This is a genomic window from Myxococcus sp. CA033 (genome assembly GCF_013336625.1).
Lineage (GTDB): Bacteria > Myxococcota > Myxococcia > Myxococcales > Myxococcaceae > Myxococcus > Myxococcus llanfairpwllgwyngyllgogerychwyrndrobwllllantysiliogogogochensis.
Genome location: NZ_JABUMU010000006.1, coordinates 264,313 through 286,997, shown reverse-complemented (window position 1 = coordinate 286,997; position 22,685 = coordinate 264,313). Strand labels below are relative to the sequence as shown.

The window sequence follows — 22,685 nt, the reverse complement described above, 5'->3', positions numbered from 1 at the left end:
GCTGTGAGCTCGAACCCCTGCTACCGCCCCCGTCCCTCCCGCCAGTCGCGCCTTTCCGGCGTGCTGGTTCTCGCGCTCGGCGCCCTGGCCGGCTGCGAGAAGAGCAGTCCTCCCCCTTCCGCCCCCGTCGCCGAGCAGCCTGCTCCCGCGCCGGCGAAGCCCGCGGTGCCCAGTGAAGTGACGTTGCTCGTCACCGGTGGCACCTTCGGCCAGCTTCAGCCGGTCGATGGCAAGGGTGGCGCCGCCGAGTTGCTTGGTCACTGGGTCAATGACGAGAAGCACTGTCCCGGCCCCATCAAGGATGGCCAGGCGACCTGCGCCGACTCCGGCACCCTGGCGCTCGCCACGGGCGACCACTGGAACGGGCCGGCCCTGTCGTCCTTCTTCCTGGGGGCCCCCACCGCCGAGGTCATGGGCCGCATGGGTTATGCCGCCTCCGCCATGGGCAACCATGAGCTGGCGTTCGGCAAGGACGTCTTCCTCAAGAACCGCGCCTCCGGTGGCTTCCCGTTCCTCGCCGCCAACCTCCGCGTGAAGGACCCGGCGCTCGCGGGCGACCTGTCCCTGCCCGCGTTCCAGGTGTTCGAGCGTCGGGGCCTGAAGGTTGGCGTCGTGGGTCTCGCCTCGGAGAAGACGGTGCGCACGGCGATGGCTGGCCGCGCCGAGGGCCTGGAAGTCACGGGCTACGAGGAGGCACTCAACAGCGCCATCCCCGAGGCCCGCAAGGCCGGCGCCGACACCGTCGTCGTCGTGGCCGACACGTGCGTCACGGAGCTGCAGCCCATCGTGGCCAAGCACCCCGAATGGAAGCTGTCCGTCGTCGCCGGTGGCCGCTGCCCGCAGCAGGTCTACTCGAAGGAGAACGGCGTCATCTTCGCGTCGCTGGACCGTGGATTCGCCAAGTACCTGCGCGCGCAGATTTCGTTCGACCCGGCCAAGCCCGCCGGCGAGAAGGTCACCAACATCGAGGGCAAGCTCGTCGACGTGGCCGGTGGCACGCCGGACGCGGAGACCGCGCAGCTGGTCGCCAAGTGGAAGGCGCAGCTCGACGAGGTGCTGGGCCAGCAGATTGGCTTCACCAAGACGGGCATCACCCAGGCCTCTCCGCAGATGGCGAAGTGGATTGGCGGCGCGGTGCGCGAGTCGCTCGGTACGGACGGGGCCATCCTCAACAAGGGCGGCATCCGTGGCGACCTGCCGGCCGGTCCGGTGACGCGCGGCAGCATCTACTCGGTGATGCCGTTCGAGAACTCGCTGCTCGTCGTGAAGCTCAAGGGCGAGGACCTGGCCAAGCAGCTGGCCAACCCCAACGCCCTGGTCTCCGGCTTCACCGCGGCCGGGAAGAACAAGTTCAAGGACGCCAAGGGCAAGGCCCTGGACCCGGCGAAGGAGTACTCCGTCGCCACGGTGGAGTACCTGTACTTCGGCGGTGACGGCTTCGAGTTCGAGAAGCTCGCCCCCGAGCCCACCGAGACGGGCATGGCCTGGCAGACGCCGGTGGTGGATTGGACCAAGCAGCTGGAGTCCAGCGAGAAGAAGCCGCTGGAGAAGCAGCTGAAGTAACCCGCGCTCACGCGTGAGGTTCTTGAGGCGCCGGTCGGGCCCCCTTCCAGGGCTCACCGGCGCTTCGTCGTTCCGGCGCTACTCGCCTCCGGACGGAGACGTCGACGCGGCGGGAGAGGCTCCACACACCGCCTCGTAGCGAGCCAGGGTGTCGTGCACCGTCTGGCGCAGCCGCTCCGGCGTGCCTTCGTAGAGCACCTCCACCGCGAGCTGCTGCGTGGCGAGCGCCTCCTGGCAGCGGCCCAACTGGAAGAGGATGGTGGAGTAGGTGTCGAGCACGCTGGCGTTACCGGGCGCCAGCGCGACGGCCCGCTGCGCCGCCCCCAGCCCCTTCTCCGGCTGCGCGGTACGTGCGTAGTAGCGGGCCAGTCCGTTCTGCGTGCCCACGCTGTCGGGCACCAGCTCCGCGGCGCGCAGGCGGGCGGCTTCCTGCTCCTCGGTGGCGTAGCCCGCGGCATCCAGCGCCTGGGCGAGCGCGTCCCACGCGAGGCCGCTCTCCGGCCTGCGGCTCACCAGGTCCCGCGCGAAGCCGAGCTGCTGGTCCGGGTCCCCCATGGAGCGGATGCGCAGGAGCGCCACGGTGAGGTTGCCCGGGTCCTCCTTCAGCGCCTGCGCCATTTCCCACTCGGCTTTTTCCTGGCGAGCGTCGGCGGGCGCGGCGCCGGGTGTCAGGAGGATGAGGCGCGCGCGGACCGCGTGCACCTCAGCGGGGTCCAGGAGTCGGGTGTGGATGTCGCTCGACACGGGCAACAGCGGCGCGGTGATGCGCGGGTAGTGGACGTGTCGTCCGCCGTGGGCGTAGGCGTGGACCTGGCCCGCGATATCCTTCACGCCCCGGAAGGACTCGTCCCAGGCGCTCCTCGGCTCCTCGCCGCGCATGAGGCGCTTCTGGAAGCGCTCGAAGCGCTCGGAGTGCTGGCTGATGAAGAAGTGAACCCAGAGCCACGCGGAGGCGTAGTACTGCCGCGACTCCGCGCTGCTCATCAGCCCCCGCCGGTCCCACTCCCACAGCTCGTCGAGCGTGCGCCAGCCACTGCGTTTGACGTGGTCGAGGAACGGCGCGTGGAGCGCTCCGAGGATGACCTCCCGTCGATCCGGCCTCAGGGTGATGGTCTCCAGATAGGTCGCCAGCCCCTCGGACAGCCAGCGCGGCTGTCGCACCAGGGCGAACTGCGAGAGGTAGTGCGTCAGCTCGTGCGCCTGCGTGGAGATGTCCGCGGCGTCCTCGCTGAGCGCGTAGCTGTTTCCCGCCATCACCAGCAGCGGGCCCTCGGACGTGGTCGCGGAGAAGCCCTCGATGCCGACGTTGGTGAACTCCGACAGCTCCCGGCGGTTGCGCAGGACGATGACCTCCACCGTTCCCGGCGGGTCGAAGCTGCCGCCCCACGCCTGGAGCAATCCCTGCCGCAGCATCTCCAGCTCGCGCGCCGCGTCCTCGGCCGTGTCCGTGTCCAGGTCGGTACGGATGCTGAAGTGGGGGCTGCGCACTTCCACCCAGGGACGGCCGCCCTCCAGGGGACACAGCGCTCGCATGGAGCTGCATCCCGATAAACAGGCCAAGAGCCATCCCAGGAACGCCAGCCGACACGTCATACCCCTGTTTTCCCACAACCGGCGCCCGTAGGGCAGGGTGGGCGTACGGCCCTCCTGGGCTAGACTGTCGTCATGGAGATGGCGGAGTTCATCGAGTCGCGTCGACCTCGGTGGGAGAAGCTCGAGAAGCTTTTGGACCAGTCCGAGGTCCGTGGCCTGCGCGGCCTGAGCCTCGATGACGCGCGAACGCTTGGAAAGCTGTACCGCGCCGTGTCGAGCGACCTGCTCTGGGTGAGGGCCCGCAGTGGCTCGGCCGACGTCAGCGCGTACCTGAATGACCTGGTGGGGCGGGCCTATGCGCTCACCTATCCGGGGCGCCGCCCCAGGTTGGCGGACGTCTGGGGTTTCGTGGCGCGAGGCTTTCCCGCGCTCCTGCGCCGCGAGTGGCGCATGTACGTGGCGGCGGTGCTGCTCTTCCTGGCCGGCGTGGGCTTCGGCTACCTGGGGATGATGGTGGACCCGGATGCGGCGCACTACCTGGTGCCCGCCGAGCACCTGGACATGGACCCCGTGCAGCGCGCCGCCAACGAGGCCGCGGGTGATGGCATGTCGGCGGGCCAGCAGGCGCACTTCTCCTCGTTCCTCTTCACCCACAACATCCAGGTGGCCTTCCTGTGCTTCGCGTTGGGCGTGACGCTGGGGCTGGGCACCGCGGTGATGTTGTTCGTCAACGGCCTGTTCCTGGGTGCGCTCGCGCACGTGTACGCGGCGAAGGGGATGGCCGGCTGGTTCTGGGCCTGGATTCTCCCCCACGGCATCCCTGAGATAACGGCCATCTGCATCGCGGGCGCGGCGGGCCTCGTCATCGCGCGCGGCCTGGTGGCCCCCAAGGGACTGCCGCGAGGGCAGGCCCTGCGCGCCGAGGCCGTGACGGCGGTGAAGCTCCTGTTCGGGACGCTGGTGCTGTTCGTCCTCGCGGGCTTCATCGAGGGCACGGTGTCGCAGATTCATCCGCCCAAGCTGTCGGTGGCCTTCAAAGTCACGTTCGCGCTCGTGGTGGGCAGTGGCGTCTATTCGTACCTGCTGTCGGACTGGCTGCGAGGCTCGCGCTCCGACGACGCGCGGCTGGACGCTCCTCGGGCGTCCTGACGGGCTCCCCGACTCGCGGCGCGCGTCTGTCGCTCGACAGGGGAGGGCGAGGCTCCACGCGCCCTGTCCCCGCCCGTGCTACACGGGACTCGTGTCCGAGCCGCTGCTCCTGCCCCTGCTTCCGCGCGAACCCGAGGTCGTCATCGAGTGCCCGCGCTTCTCGTTCGTGAAGCGACGCGCGGACGGCTCGGTGGACTTCGTGGCGCCGCTGCCGTGTCCGTACAACTACGGCAGCATCCCCGGGCTGATGTCGGACGATGGAGACCCGCTCGACGCGGTGGTGCTGGGCGCTCGGTTGCCTCGAGGCCAGCGCGTGCGTGTGCCCGTGGTGGCGGTGCTGGGCTTCATCGATTCGGGGCGCGGTGACCCGAAGGTGATTTGCAGCCTGGGCGAGTTGAGCGACACGGAGCGGCTCGGTCTGGAGTCGTTCTTCCGCGTCTACGCCTTCTTCAAGCGCGGCCTGCACCTGGTGCGGGGCAACGTGACGGACACGCGCTTCACGGGGTGGCTGCCGGTGACGTCAGCGTCTTTCGCATCCTGAGCACGCGGTAGTTCAGCTCGCCCTGCCGCATCGGGCCCACCCACTCCTCGTCCTCGAAGCCCATGCGGCGCCAGAAGCGCAGCGCCGCGGTGTTCGGCTCGGAGACTCCGACGCGCAGCACGTGCATGCCCTCGGAGCGCAGCCAGTTCTCGTAGCCGTGGAACAGCGCCGCGCCGAGCCCCAGCCCGCGCACGTGAGGCGCGAGCAACATCAGTCCCAGGTACGCCTCCCCGGGCTTTCGATAGCCCTGGAGTCCTTCGAGGACGCCCACCCACTGGCCCGAGGTGTCGCGCACCGCGATGAGATGGCCCGCCTCGGAGGGCACTCCAGGAGGGCGTTCGAGGGGAAGCTGCCGTCCCTCGTCCGGGCGCGCGGGGCGGCCGAAGCACAACTGGAAGAAGTCCTCGCAGTGTTCCAGGAGCGGCTGGAACCGCTCGGCTTCGGGGTCCTCGATTCGCTCGGCGGTGAAGGAGCCCTGGGCCTGGAAGAGGGGGCGCATGGTGCCAGCCGCTACAGCACGCCCCGGGCCTTGATGTCGAGGTAGCGGTTGACGGCCGCGAGGCTCAAGTCATCCGGTTGAACATCCAGCATCTGCACGCCGCCCTGACTCACTCGCGCCTTGAGCACCTCGCGGTCCGCGAGCAGCTCCGAGGCGACCGCGTGCTGGAAGGACTCCTCCGGCCCGGGCGGTGGCGTGCGCAGGAGCTTCTGGAGCGCGGTGTCCTTCACCGACAGGCAGAGGGGCACATGGCGCCGCGCGAGCCGGTGCAGCGGGGCCACCATGGTGGAGGCCTGCTCCTCGTCGAGGAAGTCGGTGAAGACGCACAGCAGGCTGCGCCGGGTGAGGCGGACGTTCAGCTCCTTGAAGAGGGCCAGGTAGTCCACGTACGTGAGGCTGGGTGTCGTGGAGTAGAGCGCGTCCACCATCTTCCGGTACTGGCCACGTCCGGCCGCTGGGGGCAGGTAGGTCTTCACGCCGTCCGCGAAGACGGCCAGGCCCACCCGGTCTCCGTTGCGCACGGCGACGAAGGCCAGGAAGAGCGCGGCGTTCACCGCATGGTCCAGCTTGGTGAGGCCGTCCACCTGCGCCGCCATGGATCGACCCGCGTCCACGCAGATGAGGATGGATTGTGAGCGCTCCGACTCCAGCACGCGCGTGACCGGCTTGCCCCGGCGGGCGGTGGCCTTCCAGTCCACGTCGCGCGCGCTGTCTCCCTGGGCATAGTCGCGCAGGCGAGCGAACTCGCTGCCCCGGCCATCCCGGCGAAGCTGCCGCAGGCCCAGGTTCACCAGGTCCAACGCGGCTCCGGACAGCAACAGCCGGTTGGCGCCACGCAGGTCCGGGTACACGGAGATGGCTTGCGCGGCGGGGAACACGCGCTCATGGGACACGAGGCCCAGCGGGCCCTGGACTCGCGCGTACACGTCCCCGAAGTCGAAGCGCCCGCGCTTCGCCGGCGTCACCCGGTACACCCAGCGCGTCTCGCTGTCCGCTTGGAGTTCCAGCGGGGCTTCCTCGGGCGTGGCGGTGAAGGACTCCGGCACGCCGTCCTTGAGGCGCACGCGCACCGTGCGACCGCCTCGGTGCACCACGCGCAGCTCGACCTTGTTGGGCACGCCGACGTTGAGCCGCTGCGGCAGCACGCGCCGCACCTCCAGCTTCGCCGAGCGGGCGCTGAAGAAGTCCAGCAGGGCCAGCGCCAGGGCAAGCGCATCCAGGGCGACCACGGCGCCGCCCAGGCCGGGAAAGAAACCCGCGGCCATCATGGGCAGGGCCAGGAGCGCGAGCAGCCCCCAGAGGCGCCCGGTGGGAATCACCGGGGGACCTCCACGGCCTGCACCACCTCGCGCAGCACGTCCGACGGCGTGGCGCCATCCAGCTCCGCGTCCGGCGATAGCAGCAGGCGGTGCTTCAGCACGGGGCCGGCGAGGAAGCGCACGTCATCCGGCGTGACGAAGTTGCGTCCGCGCAGGGCCGCAAGGGCCTTGGCCGCGAGCAGCAGATGCACACCCGCGCGAGGACCCGCGCCCAGCCGGATGCGACCGGAGGCGCGCGTCGCCGACACCAGCTTGCGGATGTAGCTGAGCACCGGCGGCTCCACGTTGACCTCGTTGAGCGCGGCACGCGCGGCCAGCAGGCCCTCTTTCGTCACCGCGGCGCTCACGCCCGCGCGCGCCAGGTCTCCCGAGTCGAAGCCCCGGTGCACCGACGCCAGAATCGCGTCCTCTTCCTCCGGTGCGGGGTAGCCCACGTCGATCTTCAGGAGGAAGCGGTCCAACTGCGCCTCGGGCAACGGGTACGTGCCCTCCGACTCCACCGGGTTCTGCGTGGCGAACACCGTGAAGAGGGGCGACAGCGGCAGGTTGCGGCCCTCCAGCGACACGCCGCGCTCCTGCATGGCCTCCAGCAGCGCGGACTGCGTCTTGGCCGGGGCGCGGTTGATTTCGTCCGTCAGCAGCAGGTCCGTGAAGATGGGACCCCGCACCAGCACGAAGCCCTGCGTCTTCAGGTCGAACACGCTGGTGCCCAGGATGTCCGCCGGCATCAGGTCCGGGGTGAACTGGATGCGCTTGAAGTCGGAGCTGATGCTCCGGGCCAGCGCCTTGGCCATCAGCGTCTTGGCCACGCCGGGCACACCCTCCAGCAGCACGTGGCCGCCAGCGATGAGGCCGCAGAGCATCAGCTCCAGCACCTCGTCCTGGCCCACGACGGCCTTGCGCACCTCGCGCAGCACGCCCTCGCGGATGGCGTGGGCGGCCTGCACGGCGGAGCCAGTGGGCACGAGGGTGGAGGCGGGGTCATTCGCGTTCATGGGGTTCCGGGAGTGCTGCGCCGGGCGGAGCCGGCGGAGTGAAGGCGTTGGCGCAGGCCCGCCGCACGGGCCGCGAGTTGCTGGAGGTCGGAGTCGTTGGCCGCGGTCTCGGCGCGGGCGGCCACGTCATTCAGGCCGCGCGCCAGGTCCTCGCGTCCGCGCTCCTTCAGCGCGTCCGAGACGGCGGTGTGCGCGGCGTGCGCGGGCAGCCCCGCATGCAGGGCCAGCTCCTGGGTGAGTCCACGCGAGACGAGCTTCGCGGCGAAGGCGTGGTGGCGCCCCTCGCGATACAGCCGCGCCATGGCGAACAGGGCATCGGTGGCGCCCACGCGAGCGGACTCGGGAGGAGGACGCGGGGGGCCAAAGCGCTTGAGCGCCACGGACCACAGCGCCACGCCGACGAGCAGTTGGAGCACCGCGAACTGCAGCCCGTAGCGCCGCGCGAAGTCCACCACCGAGCGCTCGTTGGTGAAGCCGTGATGGAACTCGTCGAACTCGTAGGGGCCCGGCCCCAGCGCGCGCAGGGAGGACAGCCAGAACTGCGCGTTGTCCGCGCGCGCCAGCGCCCCATTCATGGCCAGCTCCGGCGCGCCCACCACCAGCACCCGGCCCTGGCCGTGAGGCACCACCGCCGCCACCATGCGTCCCAGCCGCTCGTCCTCGAGCACGGGGACGGCGTTCTCCGGCAGCTCCAGATAGGCCTGCACCTTCACCTCCACCCGCTCCACGCCCAGCGTGTACGGGGAGGGGAAGGGCGGCACCAGCGTGCGCATGGGCAGCGTCGTGTCCGCCTTGGTGAGCTTCACCCCCAGGGCATCCAGCAGCGGGTTCTCCCGCGAGCCCCAGGGGACGTAGACCACCGTGCCGCCCGCCACCACGCGCTCCAGGAGCTCCGTCACCTCGCGGTCGTCCAGGTGGCTGGCGCGAAAGGCATTGAAGCCGACGCGCGGCACGTGCTCGTCGCCCAGGCCCGCATCGGGCTCGGCGGCGAGCTGCGTCTGCTCCAGGTCATCCTCGCGCGAGCCCTCCACCTCCACCGCCAGCAGCACCGGCGTCGAGGTGTCCGCGCCGGTGATGCGCAGGTCCGCCATGCGGCGGGTCACCGGCAGGCCGCTCTCCTCGGCCAGCAGGAACAGGGCGCGCGCGCCGTCTTCGTGCGCGCGATAGGTGGACAGGGTGTCGGCGAACTCGCCGCGCTTCGCGCCCTTCACGAGCAGCGAGCCGAGCACCGCGGTGAGCACCAGCCCGCCCACCACCAGCAAGGGGAAGCGGTCACGCACCGGCGGCCTCCAAGGTGGCGGGCGCGGCCAGCATGGGCGCGGTGAGCGAGCGGAACTCCTGGTAGCCCGACTGGCCCACCGGGGTGTTGCCGTACCAGGCGAAGTCGAAGCGCAGCGTCAGCTCGCGGAAGCGGGGCTTCCACTCGGTGCGCCCCTTGAACTGGCGCAGGTAGTCCCAGTTCGACAGCGTCACGTCGTAGAGGATGGCGCCGTCGCGATGCAGCCGGGACAGCAGCGCCAGGTACAGGCTGCGCACCGCCTCACGGTACTCCCCGCGCGCCGCCAGCTCGTCCGCCAACTGGGCCCAGCCCTCCGGCGGGCGCGACAGCGCGTGCGCCGGGTCTCCCGCGAGCGTCGTGGCATCCAGTGTGGAGACCTCCAGGCCCGCCTCCCGGTGGCTCGGACGGGATTTGCGCAGGGCCCGCATCAGCACCACGCCCAGCACCACCACCGTGAGCCCCACCAGCATCACCACCAGGACATTGGCCACGGCGCCGCCGGTGACGGCGGGGGGCGCGACGTCCACCGGGGCGGGGGCCTCGTCGCGCTTGAAGAACTCCTTGAGCCACTCGCCCAGCTTGTCGATGAAGCGGCGCCACCAGCCCGGAGGCTCCGGGGGCGGCGTGGGCTCCTTGGTCTCTTCGTCTCGGGGCGGCGCCACGGCGAACTCCGGCCGCGCGAGGATGTCGCGTGCCCGCGCCGAGGCGACACGTGCGTCCGCCTTCTCCTGCGCCTCCACCGTCGACGTGGCCTGCGTCAGGCCTCGCTCCAGCGCGGCCAGGGCCGACTCGCAGTCCTCGTTGTCGTACGCCTGCCGCTCCACCGCGCGCACCAGCCGGTCCAGCTTGCCGCGCTCACCGGGGCCCAGGGAGCCCAGGCGCTCGAAGCGAGGGTCGCTGGCGGTGTCCTCGCCCTCGCAGGCCTGTGCCACCTGGCCCAGCCGCCGCGCCGCATCGCGCCCGGAGGTGACGGGAGGACGCGGCGCCACTTCGTCCGCCCGGGCGGGACTTCCGACGAGCAGTCCCAGTCCCAGCGCCACCGCGAGCACGGCCGCGCTGCGCGGGCCGAGCGGCTTGCCGGAGTCTCGCGTCGGGAGCTGCTGCGCGGCCGCCATCAGGTCGAGCCCCTCCTGCCTCACCCGGCCATCCACCAGCAGCAGCGTGGCGGTGGCGGCGCGCACCGGCTCGAAGAGGGCGAACGTCGTGGCCACGAGGAACAGGAGCCAGGGCGCGTTGTCCAGCGAGGCGAAGCGCTCCGCGAAGGTCAGGTCGATGCCCAGGAGCTTCCGGGCCAGCATCAGCAGGAAGTTGAACGCGATGTGCAGGTTGAAGAAGACCAGGACCTGCACGCTCATGAGGATGCGGACCATCGTCGCGGTGCCACGCGCCGGGCCCAACAGCCGCGAGCAGTGCCCATACAGCCCCAGCACGCTCCCCCGGCCCTGCATCACCGCCGCGTAGCCCACGCTCGCCGAGGAGAACACGACGTAGGCCACGCCCAGGCCGAACAACAGGGCCATGCCGTCGAAGACGAAGAGGTAGCCCACCGCGACGCAGAGCGAGGGCAGGCGCCCCAACGCGGCCTTCAGCGAGTCCCACGTCGAGGGCTCGCCTTGACCCTCCAGGAGCCGGGCCTGGATGTGGTGACACGCGGCGCCCTGGCACACGCCTCGGAGGAACCACGCCAGCGTGAGCGCCAGCGTGGGCAGCACCAGCGGGCGTCCCAGTCGCACCGCCTCCGCCAGGTACAGCATGGCGGCGACGACGGCCGCGCCGCCGGGCAGGGTGAGGGCCCAGACGCCCGTGCTCCGGGCGCACAGGCGCAGCGCCGCGTCCATCAGCGAGACGGCGTTGCGCGGGCGCAGCTCGAGCGCGGAGACGGCCATGGGCTAGCTCGCCACCACGGAGGCGACCAGATAGATGCCGCCCCAGACGAGGAAGAGCCCCACCAGCGCGAGCATCCCGTTGCCCACCGTCCACTCACGCCGCTCACCCGGGCCTTCCAGCGCCTTGAGGCGCCGGCCCAGACAGCTCGCGCAGCGGTTGATGCCCTCGAACTGCGTGGTGCATTCCCGGCAGATGACCCGCCGGCACTCCACGCAGATACCGAGGCCGGCGCGCTCCGGGTGGTAGTGGCAGCGGCCCGAGCCCTGAATCATGCCGCCACCTTACGCAAACCCGGGCCCGCCACACCACCCCCGCGCGCTGTCTCGGAGCTCGGCTCAGAGCTCGTCCAGGAACTCGTCGTTGTAGGTGTACCGCGACAGCCGCTTGACGAGCGCTTCCATGGCCTCCACCGGCTTCACCGCGTGGAGCATCTGCCGCAGCTTCTTCACCTTCTCGTACTCGCGCAGGGTGAAGAGCTTCTCCTCCTTGCGCGTGCCGGACTGGGCGATGTTCACCGCGGGGAAGACGCGCTTCTCCGCGAGCAGGCGGTCAAGCGTGACTTCCGAGTTACCGGTGCCCTTGAACTCCTCGAAGATGACCTCGTCCATGCGGCTGCCGGTGTCAATGAGCGCCGTGCCGATGATGGTCAGCGAGCCCGCCTCTTCCGTGGCGCGCGCGGCGCCGAAGATGCGCTTGGGGCGCTCCAGCGCGCGGCTGTCCACGCCGCCGGACATGGTGCGGCCGGAGTTGTCGATCTCCTTGTTGTAGGCGCGCGCCAGACGGGTGATGGAGTCCAGGAGGATGACCACGTCCTTGCCGTTCTCCACCAGCCGGCGGGCGCGCTCCAGCGCCAGCTCCGCCACCTTGAGGTGGTCGGCGGTGGGCCGGTCCGAGCTGGAGGCGACGACCTCCGCCTTGATGCTGCGGCGCATGTCCGTCACTTCCTCGGGCCGCTCGTCGATGAGCAGCACCATGACGTGCGCCTCCGGATGATTGGAGATGACGGCCTGGGCGATGCGCTGGAGCATGATCGTCTTGCCCGTCTTCGGCGGGGCGACGATGAGCGCGCGCTGGCCCTTGCCGATGGGAGACACGAGGTCCAGCACCCGCGTCACCATCTCCTTGTGGCCGCACTCCAGCTTGAGCCGCTCGGTGGGGTCCACCGACGTCAGGTCCGCGAAGTGCGGCAGTCGGGGCGCGCCTTCCAGCGGGCGGCCGTCCACCGTGTCGACCTTCTGGATGATGCCCTTGTGGCCGCGCATCTGCGCGAAGGCCGTCAGGTACTGGCCCTGTCGCAGGCGCAGCTTCTGCACCAGGTTCTTGGGCAGCTCCGGGTCGTCCGGCGCCGCCAGGAGGTTTCGCTTCACCTGCCGCAGGAAGGCGTTGGGGCCCTTGGCCTCCGTGTCCAGCACGCCCTCCACGGGCGCCAGGTTCGACTGCTGCGCCGCCTGGCCCTGCTGACCACCGCCGTGGTGCTGGCGCGAGTGCTGCTGGCCGCCACCGTGCCCGCCGCCCTGCGGCTGCTGCTGACCCTGCTGGGGCTGCTGCGGGCCCTGCTGCTGCTGGGCCTGACGCTGCTTGTGCTGCTCCAGCTCTTGCGGCGTCAGGAAGACCTGGACCTGCTGCCCGTCCGGGCCCGGCTGCATCCGGTACGCCTGGCCATCCGGCGTGAAGAGCACCTGCGCGCCACGACGACGACGGCGCCGACGACGGCGGCGTCCACCGGGCTGGCCGGGTTGTCCGCCGGGGCCACCACTGGCCGAGGCGCCACCGCCTTCGCCCTCGTCTCCACCCTCGTCGTCGCCTTCATCGCCGCCATCGTCGTCCGCTTCGGGAGGAGGGACAGGACGGGCGGCCGCGGGCGGCGGCGGGGTATCACGTGGATCGCGGTTATCGGAGTTTTCGCTCATGAGGTTTCCAGACCGTGTGCGCCCCACACGGGCCATCCCGAGGGGAGGGCGGGGGGACGCAGGGTGACTCAGGCTGTGGGACAGGGAGCCGGGCGCGGGGCCCTGAGACACGGAAGGCCGAACCGCCGGTCCCTGGAGCACCCTGGCGGCCCGAAAGCCGACCAGCGTGCATGAGGAACACTAACAGAGGACGCCCGGCGCGCTCCCGGTTTTTTCGCCCGGTGTTGGCGGGCGGACCCCGCCCCGCCGTGCCGTCGTCAGCGAACGGTGAGGGTGAAGGGCATCATCGCCTTCATCCCCGGGCGCAGGAGCTCCAGGTTCACCCCCGCGTCGCGCGCCAGCTGTCGCAAGGCGGCGGGGAAGGGCTCGGAAGGCGCCGGGAGCAGGGCAAGGGCCGCTTGCACGCCCGGCTCCCCGCCCATGCTGGAGAAGAAGCCGCGCGCCTCGCCCATCAACACCAGGTCCAGCTCCTCGGCCTGGGGGACGCCCGCGTGTTTGCGAGCGGACTCCACCGCGTCATGCAGGCCGCCCAGCCGGTCCACCAGTCCCCGGGCGAGCGCGTCCGTGCCGCTCCACACCCGGCCTCGGGCGATGGCATCCACCTCCGCCTTGTCCTTCTTGCGCGCGCGGGCCACCTCGGTGATGAACATGTCGTAGGACGCGTCCACCCACTGCTGCACCGCCGTCTGCTGCTCCGGCGTCCAGGGCTGCCAGGTGTCGAAGACGTCCGCCATGGGAGAGCGGCTCAGCGTCTCCTGGCTGATGCCCAGCTTTTCGCCGAGCAGGCCCTGTAGCGCGGGCTTGATGTAGAAGACGCCGATGCTGCCGGTAATCGTCGTGGGCAGCGCCAGCATCTCCGTGGCGCCCATGGCCGCGTAGTAGCCGCCGGACGCCGCCATGTCGCCCATGGAGGCGATGACGGGCTTCACCTTCGCCGCGTCCAGCACCGCCTGGTACATGAGATAGGAGGCCAGCACCTCGCCACCGCCCGAGTCCACGCGCAGGACGATGGCGACGACGGACGGGTCCGACTTCGCCGACTCCAGCGCGCGCACCACTGTCTCCGCGCCGGCGATGCGGCTGAAGCCCAGCGGGTCCTCGCGGCTCTTGCCTCCGGCGATGGTGCCCAGCACCGGCACCACGGCGATGCGGCGACGCTTGCCCCAGCGGTCCTCGCGCTCGTCGCGAGGCGCGTACGCCGCGCTGAAGCGGGCCCGAGGCGCCATCTCCCGCACCTTCCCGTCCAGCTCCGCGGGGTGGATGATGGCGTCCACGAAGCCCAGCTCCTGGGCCCGCTTCGGCGTGGGCAGGCCCGCGGCCCACAGCTCGCGCAGCTTCTCCACCGGCACCTTGCGCGACTCCGTCACCGCGCGCTCGTACCAGCTCACCTCGTTGTCCAGGTACGCGCCCACCGCCTCGCGCGACGCGTCGCTCGGCTCGCTGAGGGTGAGCTGCTCGGGGGCCGTCTTGTACTTGCCCACGCGCGCCACGTCCCACTTCACCCCGAGCTTGTCCATCGTCCCGCCGAAGGTCTGCAGGTGCGCGGCCAGGCCGTTGATGTGCAGGAAGGACTCCGGCACCGCATAGATGCGCTCCGCCGCCGTCGCCACGAAGTAGCCCATGTCATCCACTGACAGCAGCACCGCCATCACCCGTTTGCCGGACGCGCGCAGCCGCAGCACCGCCTGTCGCAGCTCCTCCGCCTTGCCCCAGTCCACCCCCGGCAGGCCCTCCATCTTCAGCACCACGCCCGACAACCGCTCGTCCTTCGCGGCCAGGTCCAGCCAGCGCGACAGCCGCAGGAACGGGTCCGCCTCGCTCACGCCGAGTACCGCCAGGAGCGGACTGCCTCCGCTGGCCAGCACGTCGTTCAAGTCGAGCATCGTGACGACGCCCCCGGGCGGACGCAGCGAGCGATAGCTCTCCGAAGACAGGCGCACACCCAGGACATGGTCCGTGCCGTCCTCGCCGCCACCCGCCGCGTACGTGACGCCGATGTGGCCGGTGTCCACCGTCGCCGCCAACTGGAGCGCCAGCGGTACGCCGCTGACGAAGCCGTGCGACACGCCTCCGCCCAGCCGCAGCCCCGGAATCACTTCCGCCTGGAGCGTGTACGTCGCCTGCCCCTCGCGGAAGGCCCCCTCGGAGAAGAGCCAGTCGATGCCCAGCGTGAAGCGCTCGTCCAGCGGGCGCAGGCCCAGGCCGAAGTCGTACTTGCGTTTGACCTCCAGGCTCCCCTCGGTGGGCGCGTTGAGGTCCTTCACCACCGCCGCCAGCGACAGGGCGCGCACGGGGCGGGCGGTGAGGCCCACGTCGAACGTGTCCAGCGCGTCGATGTCGTCATCGTCGGAGCTGAAGCCGTGCCAGGAGCCGCCCAGTTGCAGCGTGGGCGAGCCCAGTGACAGGCCCAGCGACGTGCGCCGGTAGTCCGGTTCGTGACGCCCGCGAATCCACTCCATGGACGCGCCCAGGCCCAGGCCCAGCAACTGCGCGCCCAGGAAGACGCCGTCCGCGACGCTGTCGCGCTCCAGGTTGCGCTCGTGCAGGTAGAACAGCTGCCCGGAGCGGACGAAGCCCAACCCGGCCGGGTTGAGCGACAGGGCGGTGGCCTCGTCCACCAGGGCCGCGCCAGTGGGCGGCAGCGTCATCCCCCGCGTGGGGACGGGGGCCTGGACGATGGTGCTCGTCTGAGCGAGTGCGAGCGACGGGAGCAGCAGCAGGAGGGCGAGCAGGCGCATACGCGCCAGGACTCTAGGCCGCGCCCGCCCGAGGACAAGCGCCGCGTGTCACCAGTCCTCGGTTCCGGACACCCCGTCGAGCGGGTCATCCACCTTCTTCTTCTTTTTCTCCTCGGAGCGGGTGCGTCCGCCGCGGTCCTCCGCGCCCCAGTCCTCGGTGCCGCCCCGGTTGTCGAGCGGGTCGGAGCTGCGCACCACCTTCTCGCCGCCACCCTCGCTGGTGTTCACCATCTGATTCACCATGCGCTCCATCTCCTGCTTGAGCTGACCGAACTCGTCGCCCTGGAGCACCACGCGGCGGCTTCCGAGCTTCTTGCCGTTGCGCAAGTCGTAGTAGCCCAGGATGAGCTCGGAGCCCTCGCCCGAGGCCTTCACCGTGCCCACCATGGCGCGCTCCAGGCCCATGGACTTGCCCAGGCCCGCCACGCCGTTGGCCTGGGGGATGCCACGCGACACTTCGCTGGCCACGCGGTCCAGCTGCGCGTCGTAGGCCTTGTACGAGGCGGTGGGCACCAGCTCCGTGCTCACCTCCACGTCGTCCGGCGTCACCTCCATGAGCTGGCCGAACTGGCGGAAGCCCGGCCGTTCGATGCGCAACAGATGCTTGCCCACCGCCAGCGCGGGAATCGTCACCGGCGTGTGGCCGGCCAGTTCACCATCCACGTAGACACGGGCGCCGGCGGGCCGCGACTTCACCGTGGCGCTTCCGCGCAGCTGGGACGTGCGGCCGGTGGCCACCTGCACGCGCAGGGCGATGAAGTCCCGGCTGAAGCGCTTGGGGTTGAGTTCGAAGGTCGGCGAGACGGCGATGAGGTCGATGAGGACGAGCTTCGCCTCCTCCACGTCGCCGCGCAGGTGCAGGAGCGCCGCGTACAGCGCCAGCGACTCGCACAGGGGCGAGCAACCCCGCATGGACGACGGCGCGCCGTTGAGCTCCTTGAGGGTGGCGCGGACCTTCGCCTCCGCCTCGTCGTACTCCTTCTTGTCGAAGGCGGCGGCGCTCTCCGAGTACCCCTTGCGGGCACGCTCGAGCGCGGACTGGGCGGCGGGGTCTCCGGGCAGGCCGAAGAGCTCCTCGGGTTTGCGCACGGTGAAGCCGGAGAAGTTCCCCAGCGCCTCGTTCATGTAGCCCTCCATCTGGACCGCGGTGGCCTCGGAGGCCGGGTCCATGGGGACGAGGAGGCTGGAGACACGCCGGGCCGGGGCGGGGGACGCCGCCAGGGCGAGCGAGGGAAGCAGGGCGAGGACGAGGGCTCTCATGGGGTAACCTCTGAAACGAGCGACGCGAGCGGCGAACCGTCATTCAACCCGTGGCTCAGAAGCCTGTTCCTCCGGTGATGGGATTGAAGGGACGGCCCTTGTCCTGGGTCGCCACGAAGACGGCGCCCGCCGTCACCGCCGCCACGCCACCGACGGCGGCCCAGAACCACGGCCGCTTCAGCAGGGACACGCCCGTGCCACCGCTCTCCGCGACGCGGGGCGACATGGCGCCGTGGATGAAGTCGCGGACCTGCTGCGCGGCCGCCTCGGGGCCCCGCTTGCGGTCCTTGCCCGACAGGTCGATTTCCACGCCGCGCAGCCGGGCCTGGGTGCGCACGTCCCAGACCTGGAGCTCCGCCTGGAGGCGGCCCTTCTTGTCCTGGGACACCGCGGCCAGCACCAGGTAGCGGGCATCCAGGCGCTCGGCGATGGCGCCCGTCTCGGGAGGCAGCGTCTCGCTGTCGAAGGCCTCTTGCGAGCCGGCGCGCACGGCGGCCTCGCGGATGGCGGACAGGCCCGGCCCGGGCACAAGCGTCGCCTTCACCTCGGCGCTCCCGGTGGACTTCACCTCCGCGTACTGGGCGAAGGACGTGTAGCCCGGCAGCGTCACGATGACGGCGTGGTGGCCGGCGGGGACGGACACGCCCTTGAGCGGCGTGACGCCGAGCTCCTGGCCGCGCACGTGGACCTGCGCGCCCGCGGGCTGGGACTCCACGGCGAGGGTGCCAGCGGGCCGCGCGCTCACTTCGGCGCGCGCCTCGTCGAAGGCCTTCTGCACGTCCTGACCGAAGAGCGCCTTGTCCGGGCGGGTGGCGGGCTCGGCCACCACGGAGCGGATGAAGGACTCCTTCGCGCCGGCCGCGTCGCCATTGAGCATCCGGGCCGCGCCGAGGAACAGGAACGCCTCACCCAGCCGCTCCGGCCGCAGCTCACCGGGGGCCTGCTCGTACGCCTCGGCGGCCGCGCGGAACTTCGCCTCGGCGACCTCCGGGTCCAGGTTGTCGTAGGCGGCCCGGCCGTCCTCGAACAGCCCGTCGGCCTTCGTCAGCGGCGTCGGCTCCGGGGGCGGGAAGGCCGCGCCCAGGTCCACGAACTGCACGTCTCCGCCGCGCTGCAGGTGACGCGTCAGTTCCGTCTCCAGCTTCAGCGCCGCGGCGGACGCGGCCGAGGCTCGGGCGACTGAGAAGAGCGCCACGGGGCCGGTGGACACGGCGGGCGTGGCGGCCAGCGACGGCCTCGTGCTGGGCTTCTCCGGCTCGGTGGCGCTCGGAGAGGGCGGCGCCACCGGCGTGGCCACCGCGGCGGGCGGAGGCTTCGCGGCGGGCGCCTCCGGCTTGTCGGTGGGGTGCGGCTTCGAGTCCGGCTCTCCGAAGACCATGGGCTCCGGGGACGCGACGTCGTTCGTGTCCGCCGTGTCCGTGTCCTCCACGGGCGGGGCTTTCTTCACGTCCCTGCCCGCGGGCTTCTTCTTCTTCACCACCTTGGTGGGCACGGCCTTCTTGCGCGCGGACTTCTTGCGCGTCGTCTGGGCATGGGCGGGAAGGACGGCCAGCAGCAGGGTGAGGAGCAGGGCGATTCGGCGGAACGTAGTCACGGCGCCGGATGCTAGCCGAGCGAGGGGAGCCCCGTCACGGCCCTCCGCCCCGGGGGCAATCCGGGGCGGGGGGGACCCGCGGCAGGATGACGGATGGCTAGACGTCCAGCGCTTCGACCTCGCCCGCGCGCTCCATGATGAACCGGAACCGGGCACTCACGTCCTTGCCCATCAGGTCATTGATGACGCGGTCCGTCTCGATGGGGTTGTCGATCGTGACTCGCAGGCTCATCCGGTTTTTCTGGTCCAGCGTCGTCTCCTTGAGCTCGTCGGCGGTCATCTCACCGAGGCCCTTGAAGCGCATGATGTTGGGCTTGGCGTTGCCCTTCACCTTCTCGCGGATGATTCTGTCGCGGTCCGCCTCGTCCAGCGCCCAGTACGTCTCCTTGCCGATGTCCACGCGGAACAGCGGAGGCTGGGCGATGTGGATGGCGCCGCTCTCGATGAGCGGGCGCAGGTGCCGGTAGAAGAACGTCAGCAGCAGCGTGGCGATGTGGTGCCCGTCGCTGTCGGCGTCCATCAGCAGGAAGACGCGGCCGTAGCGCAGCTTGGTGATGTCGAAGTCCGCGCCGATGCCGCAGCCCAGGGCGCTGACGATGTCCTGGAGCTCCTTGTTGCCGGCGACCTTGTCGGTGGACGCCTGCTCCGCGTTGAGCACCTTGCCCCGCAAGGGGAGGATGGCCTGGGTGCGCCGGTCGCGGCCCTGCTTGGCGGAACCACCTGCCGAGTCACCTTCGACGAGAAACAGCTCGCTCAGGTTGGGGTCCGTGGACGAGCAGTCCGCCAGCTTGCCCGGCAGGTTGAGCCGGTGGCTGACGGCCGTCTTGCGGCTGACGGCCAGGGACGCGGCGCGACTGGCCTCGCGAGCGCGGGCCGCCAGGATGATGCGGCCGACGACGGCCTCGGCGATGCTCTTGTTGTCGTTGAGCCACTTCTCCAGCGCCGGGCGCAGCACGCCGTCCACCTGCGCCGTCACCTCGGGGTTGTTGAGGCGCGACTTCGTCTGGCCCTGGAACTGGGGCTCCACCACGTACACGGACAGGATGGCCGTGATTCCCTCGCGGATGTCCTCCGCGGTGAGCGTCACGCCCTTGGGCGTCAGGTCGTGCGTCTCGATGTAGTTGCGCACCGCCTTGACGATGGCGCCCTTGAGGCCCGCCTCGTGCGTGCCGCCCATGGGGGTGGGCACGCCGTTGACGTAGGAGCGGATGTGCTCGTCCGTGGCCTCCGTCCACCCCAGCGACGCCTCCAGCCGCACCCCGTTGTCGCGCGAGTGGTAGAAGTTGGTGCTGCCCACCGGTACCAGCGGCTTCTGCCGCTCCGTCACCACCTTGGTGAGGTACTCGGCGATGCCGCCGTCGTGCTTGTACGTCACCGACGTGGCGGGGCTGGCCGTCTCATCCTTCCAGATGACGATCATGCCCTTGTGCAGGTAGCTCTTGGCCTCCAGCCGCTCGCGCACCAGCTCCGCGTCGAACTTCAGCTTCTCGCCAAAGATTTCGGGGTCCGGCTCGAAGGTGATCGACGTGCCCGTGCCGCGCGCGCCGCCGTCCGCCTTCAGGGGGCTGGTGGGCTTGCCTCGCGCGTACGTCTGGATGTGGCGCTTGCCGTCGCGTTTGATCTCCACCGTCAGCTTGCGGGAGAGCGCGTTCACCACGGAGCTGCCCACGCCGTGCAGACCGCCCGAGTGGGTGTAGTTGCCCTGCTCGAACTTGCCGCCCGAGTGCAGCGTCGTGAGGATGACCTCCACGGCGGGCTTCTTGAGCTTGGGCATGATGTCCACGGGGATGCCGCGCCCGTTGTCCACCACGGTGATGCTGCGGCCATCCTTGTGGAGCGTCACTTCGACGGTGGTGGCGTGGCTGTTGATGACCTCGTCCACCGAGTTGTCGAGGATCTCCCACAACAGGTGGTGATACCCGGTGCCGTCCGTCCCGCCGATGTACATGGCCGGGCGCTTGCGCACCGGATCCAGGCCCTCGAGGACCTGGATGTCGGCGCCTGTATAGCTTTCCTTCTTCGTCGCCATGGCGTCCTCTGGCTAGTCCTTCTTCTCGGGCAACGGGATGAAGACGACGGGCCGGGCCACGTCCTCCACCGCGTCGCGCTTGGACATCTCGTGGCCCTTGCCGCCGCGGCCCGTCACCCCGTACTTCGCGGGGGCGAGCTGCAGCTTGCGGCCCTTCTGCGTCTCGAAATCCAGCTTCGCGTCCTTCTGGTTCGGCGCGGTGACGAGGAAGTCGACCACCTGGTCGTCCGCGTCCACCTTGATGACGGTGACGCCCTTGCCAGGGCCGGCCAGCTCGTTGATTTCCGCCGCCTTGCACACCAGCGCGTTGGTCTTCTTGGTGAGCACCGCGAGCAGGTCCTTCTCGCCCACGGCCTGCACGCCGATGATCTCATCGCCCTCGCCCGTCTTGGCGTAGCGACGTCCGGCGCGCGTGGAGACCTCCAGATGAGGCTCCAGGAGGAAGCGCATGCCCATGCCCTGCTTCGTCACGCCCAGGAGCTTCTGCGGACTCGCCAGCCGCGTGTCGAGCGAGAGGGCGGCGACCACGCGCTCGCCGTCGTCGAACTTGAACAGCTTCTGGACGGGGTCGCCGTAGCCGGTGGAGGCGGGGATGTCGTTGAAGCGGGTGACGTAGGCGGTGCCGAAGTTGCTGAACAGGACGAGGTTCGCCTTCAGGCTGCCGGCGAGCACGGCCATGACGGCGTCGCCCTCGCGCAGACGGGTGGAGGACGGGTCCTTCACCTCGCGCACGCGCTTGACCCAGCCGTCGCGGGTGATGACCACATGGGCATCCTCGTCCGCGATGAACGCGTCGGCGTTGAACTCCACTTCCTCGGAGCCCGCGCCACCAATCTTGGTTCGGCGCTTGTCGTTGTAGAGCCCCTTGATTTCGGCGAGCTCGTCCTTGACGGTGCCCCAGACCTTCTTCTTGTCCTTGAGGATGCCCTCGATGCGTTTGATCTCCGCGCGCTTCTCCTTGAGCTCCTTCTGGACGACCAGGATCTCCAGGCGGGCGAGCTTGTAGAGCTTCATCTCCAGGATGGCGTCCACCTGGAGCTCATCCAGCTTGAAGCGCACCATCAACTTCTGGGCGGCGTCCTGCTTGCCCTCGGACTGGCGGATGATGCGGATGATCTCGTCCAGCGCGTCGTAGGCCTTCTCGAAGCCCTCGAGCAGGTGGACGCGCTTCTGCAGCTCGCCCAGCTCGTGCTGGTAGCGCCGCGTGACGATGCCGAAGCGGAAGTCGAGGAAGAACTGGAGGATGCTCTTGAGGTCCAGCCGGCGCGGCGTGCCGACCTCGGGGTTGTCGTCGCTGGGGACGAGGCAGGTGAGGTTGACGCCGAACGTCGTCTGCAGCGGCGTGTGCTTGTAGAGGTACGCCATCACCAGGTCGGCGTTGGCGTCCTTCTTCAGCTCCAGGACGATGCGCACGTCCTTGGTGGACTCGTCGCGCACGTCGACGATGAGCGGCAGCTTCCGCTCGCGCACCAGGTCGCCAATCTTCGCGACGAGGGTGGACTTGTTCACCGTGTAGGGGATGGACGTGACGATGATCTGCGTGCCGCCGCGCTTGAGCTCCTCGGTGTCCCACTCGCCGCGGATGCGGACGCTGCCCTGGCCCGTCTCGTAGATGTCGCGCAGCTCCTTCTTGTCATTGAGGATCTGCCCGCCGGTGGGGAAGTCCGGGCCCTTGATCCACTTGAGCAGATCCTTGGTGAGCAGCGCCGGGTTCTCGATGAGCGCGACCAGCGCGTCCACCAGCTCGCCCAGGTGGTGGGGCGGGATGTTGGTGGCCATGCCCACGGCGATGCCCGTGGTGCCGTTCATCAGCAACTGCGGCACCCGCGAGGGGATGACGATGGGCTCGTTGCGCGTGCCGTCGTAGGTGGGCCGGAAGTCGACCGTCTTGCGCTCCAGCTCACCCAGCATCTCGGTGGCGAGCTTCTCCAGTCGGCACTCGGTGTAGCGGTAGGCGGCCGCGGAGTCGCCGTCGAGCGAGCCGAAGTTGCCGTGGCCGTCCACCAGCGGGTAGCGCAGGGAGAAGTCCTGCGCCATGCGCACGAGCGCGTCGTAGATGGAGGCGTCGCCGTGCGGGTGGTAGCGACCCATGATGGCGCCGACCACCTGTGCGCACTTCTGGTACTTCGTGTCGAACGACAGGTTCAGGTCGTTCCACATGCCGTACAGGATGCGGCGCTGCACGGGCTTGAGGCCGTCGCGCACGTCCGGCAGGGCGCGTGAGGTGATGACCGACAGGGCGTAGTTGATGTACCGGCGACGCGCCTCGTCAGCGAGCGAGGCGGGGATATATCCATCTCCACCACCCGCCGAGCCCGAGGCTCCACCCCCGCCACCCGCGCCTCCCTGCTTCTTTGGCGTCTTCTTTTCGGCTTCTGCGCGCATGCTC

General features: G+C 70.2%; 16 protein-coding genes. 3 read left to right on the top strand and 13 right to left on the bottom strand.

The features are described 5' to 3' along the window. Positions 1-3 precede the first annotated feature (3 nt). The gene (locus HUA78_RS18480; RefSeq protein WP_141646951.1) at positions 4-1,563 is read left to right on the top strand and encodes a bifunctional UDP-sugar hydrolase/5'-nucleotidase; all 1,560 of its coding nucleotides are present in this window, start codon (positions 4-6) and stop codon (positions 1,561-1,563) included. Positions 1,564-1,641: 78 nt separating this feature from the next. Here HUA78_RS18480 and HUA78_RS18475 read toward each other — a convergent pair whose 3' ends face one another. After that, positions 1,642-3,096, bottom strand: a complete 1,455-nt coding sequence (locus tag HUA78_RS18475) for a DUF1570 domain-containing protein (protein WP_254623785.1) — start codon at positions 3,094-3,096, stop codon at positions 1,642-1,644. Between the two features lie 132 nt (positions 3,097-3,228). On the opposite strand from HUA78_RS18475, the gene HUA78_RS18470 reads away from it, so the two are divergent. Continuing rightward, the gene (locus tag HUA78_RS18470) at positions 3,229-4,245 is read left to right on the top strand and encodes a stage II sporulation protein M (protein ID WP_141646950.1); all 1,017 of its coding nucleotides are present in this window, start codon (positions 3,229-3,231) and stop codon (positions 4,243-4,245) included. A 91-nt stretch (positions 4,246-4,336) separates the two neighbouring features. Further along, entirely contained in the window at positions 4,337-4,786 is a 450-nt protein-coding gene (locus tag HUA78_RS18465; protein WP_141646949.1) for an inorganic diphosphatase, read from the top strand. Here HUA78_RS18465 and HUA78_RS18460 read toward each other — a convergent pair. From HUA78_RS18460 to HUA78_RS18405, 12 genes are all read right to left on the bottom strand, one after another. Continuing rightward, positions 4,743-5,285 carry a GNAT family N-acetyltransferase gene (locus HUA78_RS18460; RefSeq protein ID WP_174461814.1) on the bottom strand — a complete coding sequence of 181 codons (543 nt, stop codon included), beginning with the start codon at positions 5,283-5,285 and terminating at the stop codon, positions 4,743-4,745. The genes HUA78_RS18465 and HUA78_RS18460 overlap by 44 nt on opposite strands. A gap of 11 nt (positions 5,286-5,296) precedes the next feature. Then, a complete protein-coding gene (locus tag HUA78_RS18455) occupies positions 5,297-6,604 on the bottom strand; it encodes a DUF58 domain-containing protein (protein ID WP_141646947.1) in 1,308 nt (435 codons plus the stop codon). Further along, a complete protein-coding gene (locus HUA78_RS18450) occupies positions 6,601-7,599 on the bottom strand; it encodes a MoxR family ATPase (RefSeq protein WP_141646946.1) in 999 nt (332 codons plus the stop codon). Before HUA78_RS18450 ends, HUA78_RS18455 begins: the two co-directional genes overlap by 4 nt. Continuing rightward, positions 7,596-8,879: a DUF4350 domain-containing protein gene (locus tag HUA78_RS18445; RefSeq protein WP_174461817.1), complete on the bottom strand. Its 1,284-nt coding sequence runs from the start codon at positions 8,877-8,879 to the stop codon at positions 7,596-7,598. Before HUA78_RS18445 ends, HUA78_RS18450 begins: the two co-directional genes overlap by 4 nt. Beyond that, a complete protein-coding gene (locus tag HUA78_RS18440) occupies positions 8,872-10,764 on the bottom strand; it encodes a DUF4129 domain-containing protein (RefSeq protein ID WP_174476821.1) in 1,893 nt (630 codons plus the stop codon). Before HUA78_RS18440 ends, HUA78_RS18445 begins: the two co-directional genes overlap by 8 nt. A 3-nt stretch (positions 10,765-10,767) precedes the next feature. Continuing rightward, positions 10,768-11,037: a hypothetical protein gene (locus tag HUA78_RS18435; RefSeq protein WP_141646943.1), complete on the bottom strand. Its 270-nt coding sequence runs from the start codon at positions 11,035-11,037 to the stop codon at positions 10,768-10,770. Positions 11,038-11,100: 63 nt separating this feature from the next. Beyond that, positions 11,101-12,675, bottom strand: coding sequence for a transcription termination factor Rho (rho, locus tag HUA78_RS18430; protein WP_141646942.1), 1,575 nt, complete (start codon positions 12,673-12,675; stop codon positions 11,101-11,103). 257 nt (positions 12,676-12,932) lie between these two features. Continuing rightward, complete coding sequence (gene sppA, locus HUA78_RS18425; RefSeq protein WP_174476820.1) at positions 12,933-15,413, bottom strand: signal peptide peptidase SppA; 2,481 nt, start codon at positions 15,411-15,413, stop codon at positions 12,933-12,935. Positions 15,414-15,461: 48 nt separating this feature from the next. Further along, entirely contained in the window at positions 15,462-16,673 is a 1,212-nt protein-coding gene (locus HUA78_RS18420) for a PEGA domain-containing protein (protein ID WP_174457175.1), read from the bottom strand. 55 nt (positions 16,674-16,728) lie between these two features. Continuing rightward, positions 16,729-18,267 carry a PEGA domain-containing protein gene (locus tag HUA78_RS47515; RefSeq protein WP_174457174.1) on the bottom strand — a complete coding sequence of 513 codons (1,539 nt, stop codon included), beginning with the start codon at positions 18,265-18,267 and terminating at the stop codon, positions 16,729-16,731. A 97-nt stretch (positions 18,268-18,364) separates the two neighbouring features. Further along, positions 18,365-20,296 (bottom strand): type IIA DNA topoisomerase subunit B, encoded by a 1,932-nt coding sequence (locus tag HUA78_RS18410; protein ID WP_141643842.1) that lies wholly within the window; start codon positions 20,294-20,296, stop codon positions 18,365-18,367. Positions 20,297-20,308: 12 nt separating this feature from the next. Further along, positions 20,309-22,681 (bottom strand): DNA topoisomerase (ATP-hydrolyzing) subunit A, encoded by a 2,373-nt coding sequence (locus tag HUA78_RS18405; protein WP_141643843.1) that lies wholly within the window; start codon positions 22,679-22,681, stop codon positions 20,309-20,311. Between the last annotated feature and the right edge of the window lie 4 nt (positions 22,682-22,685).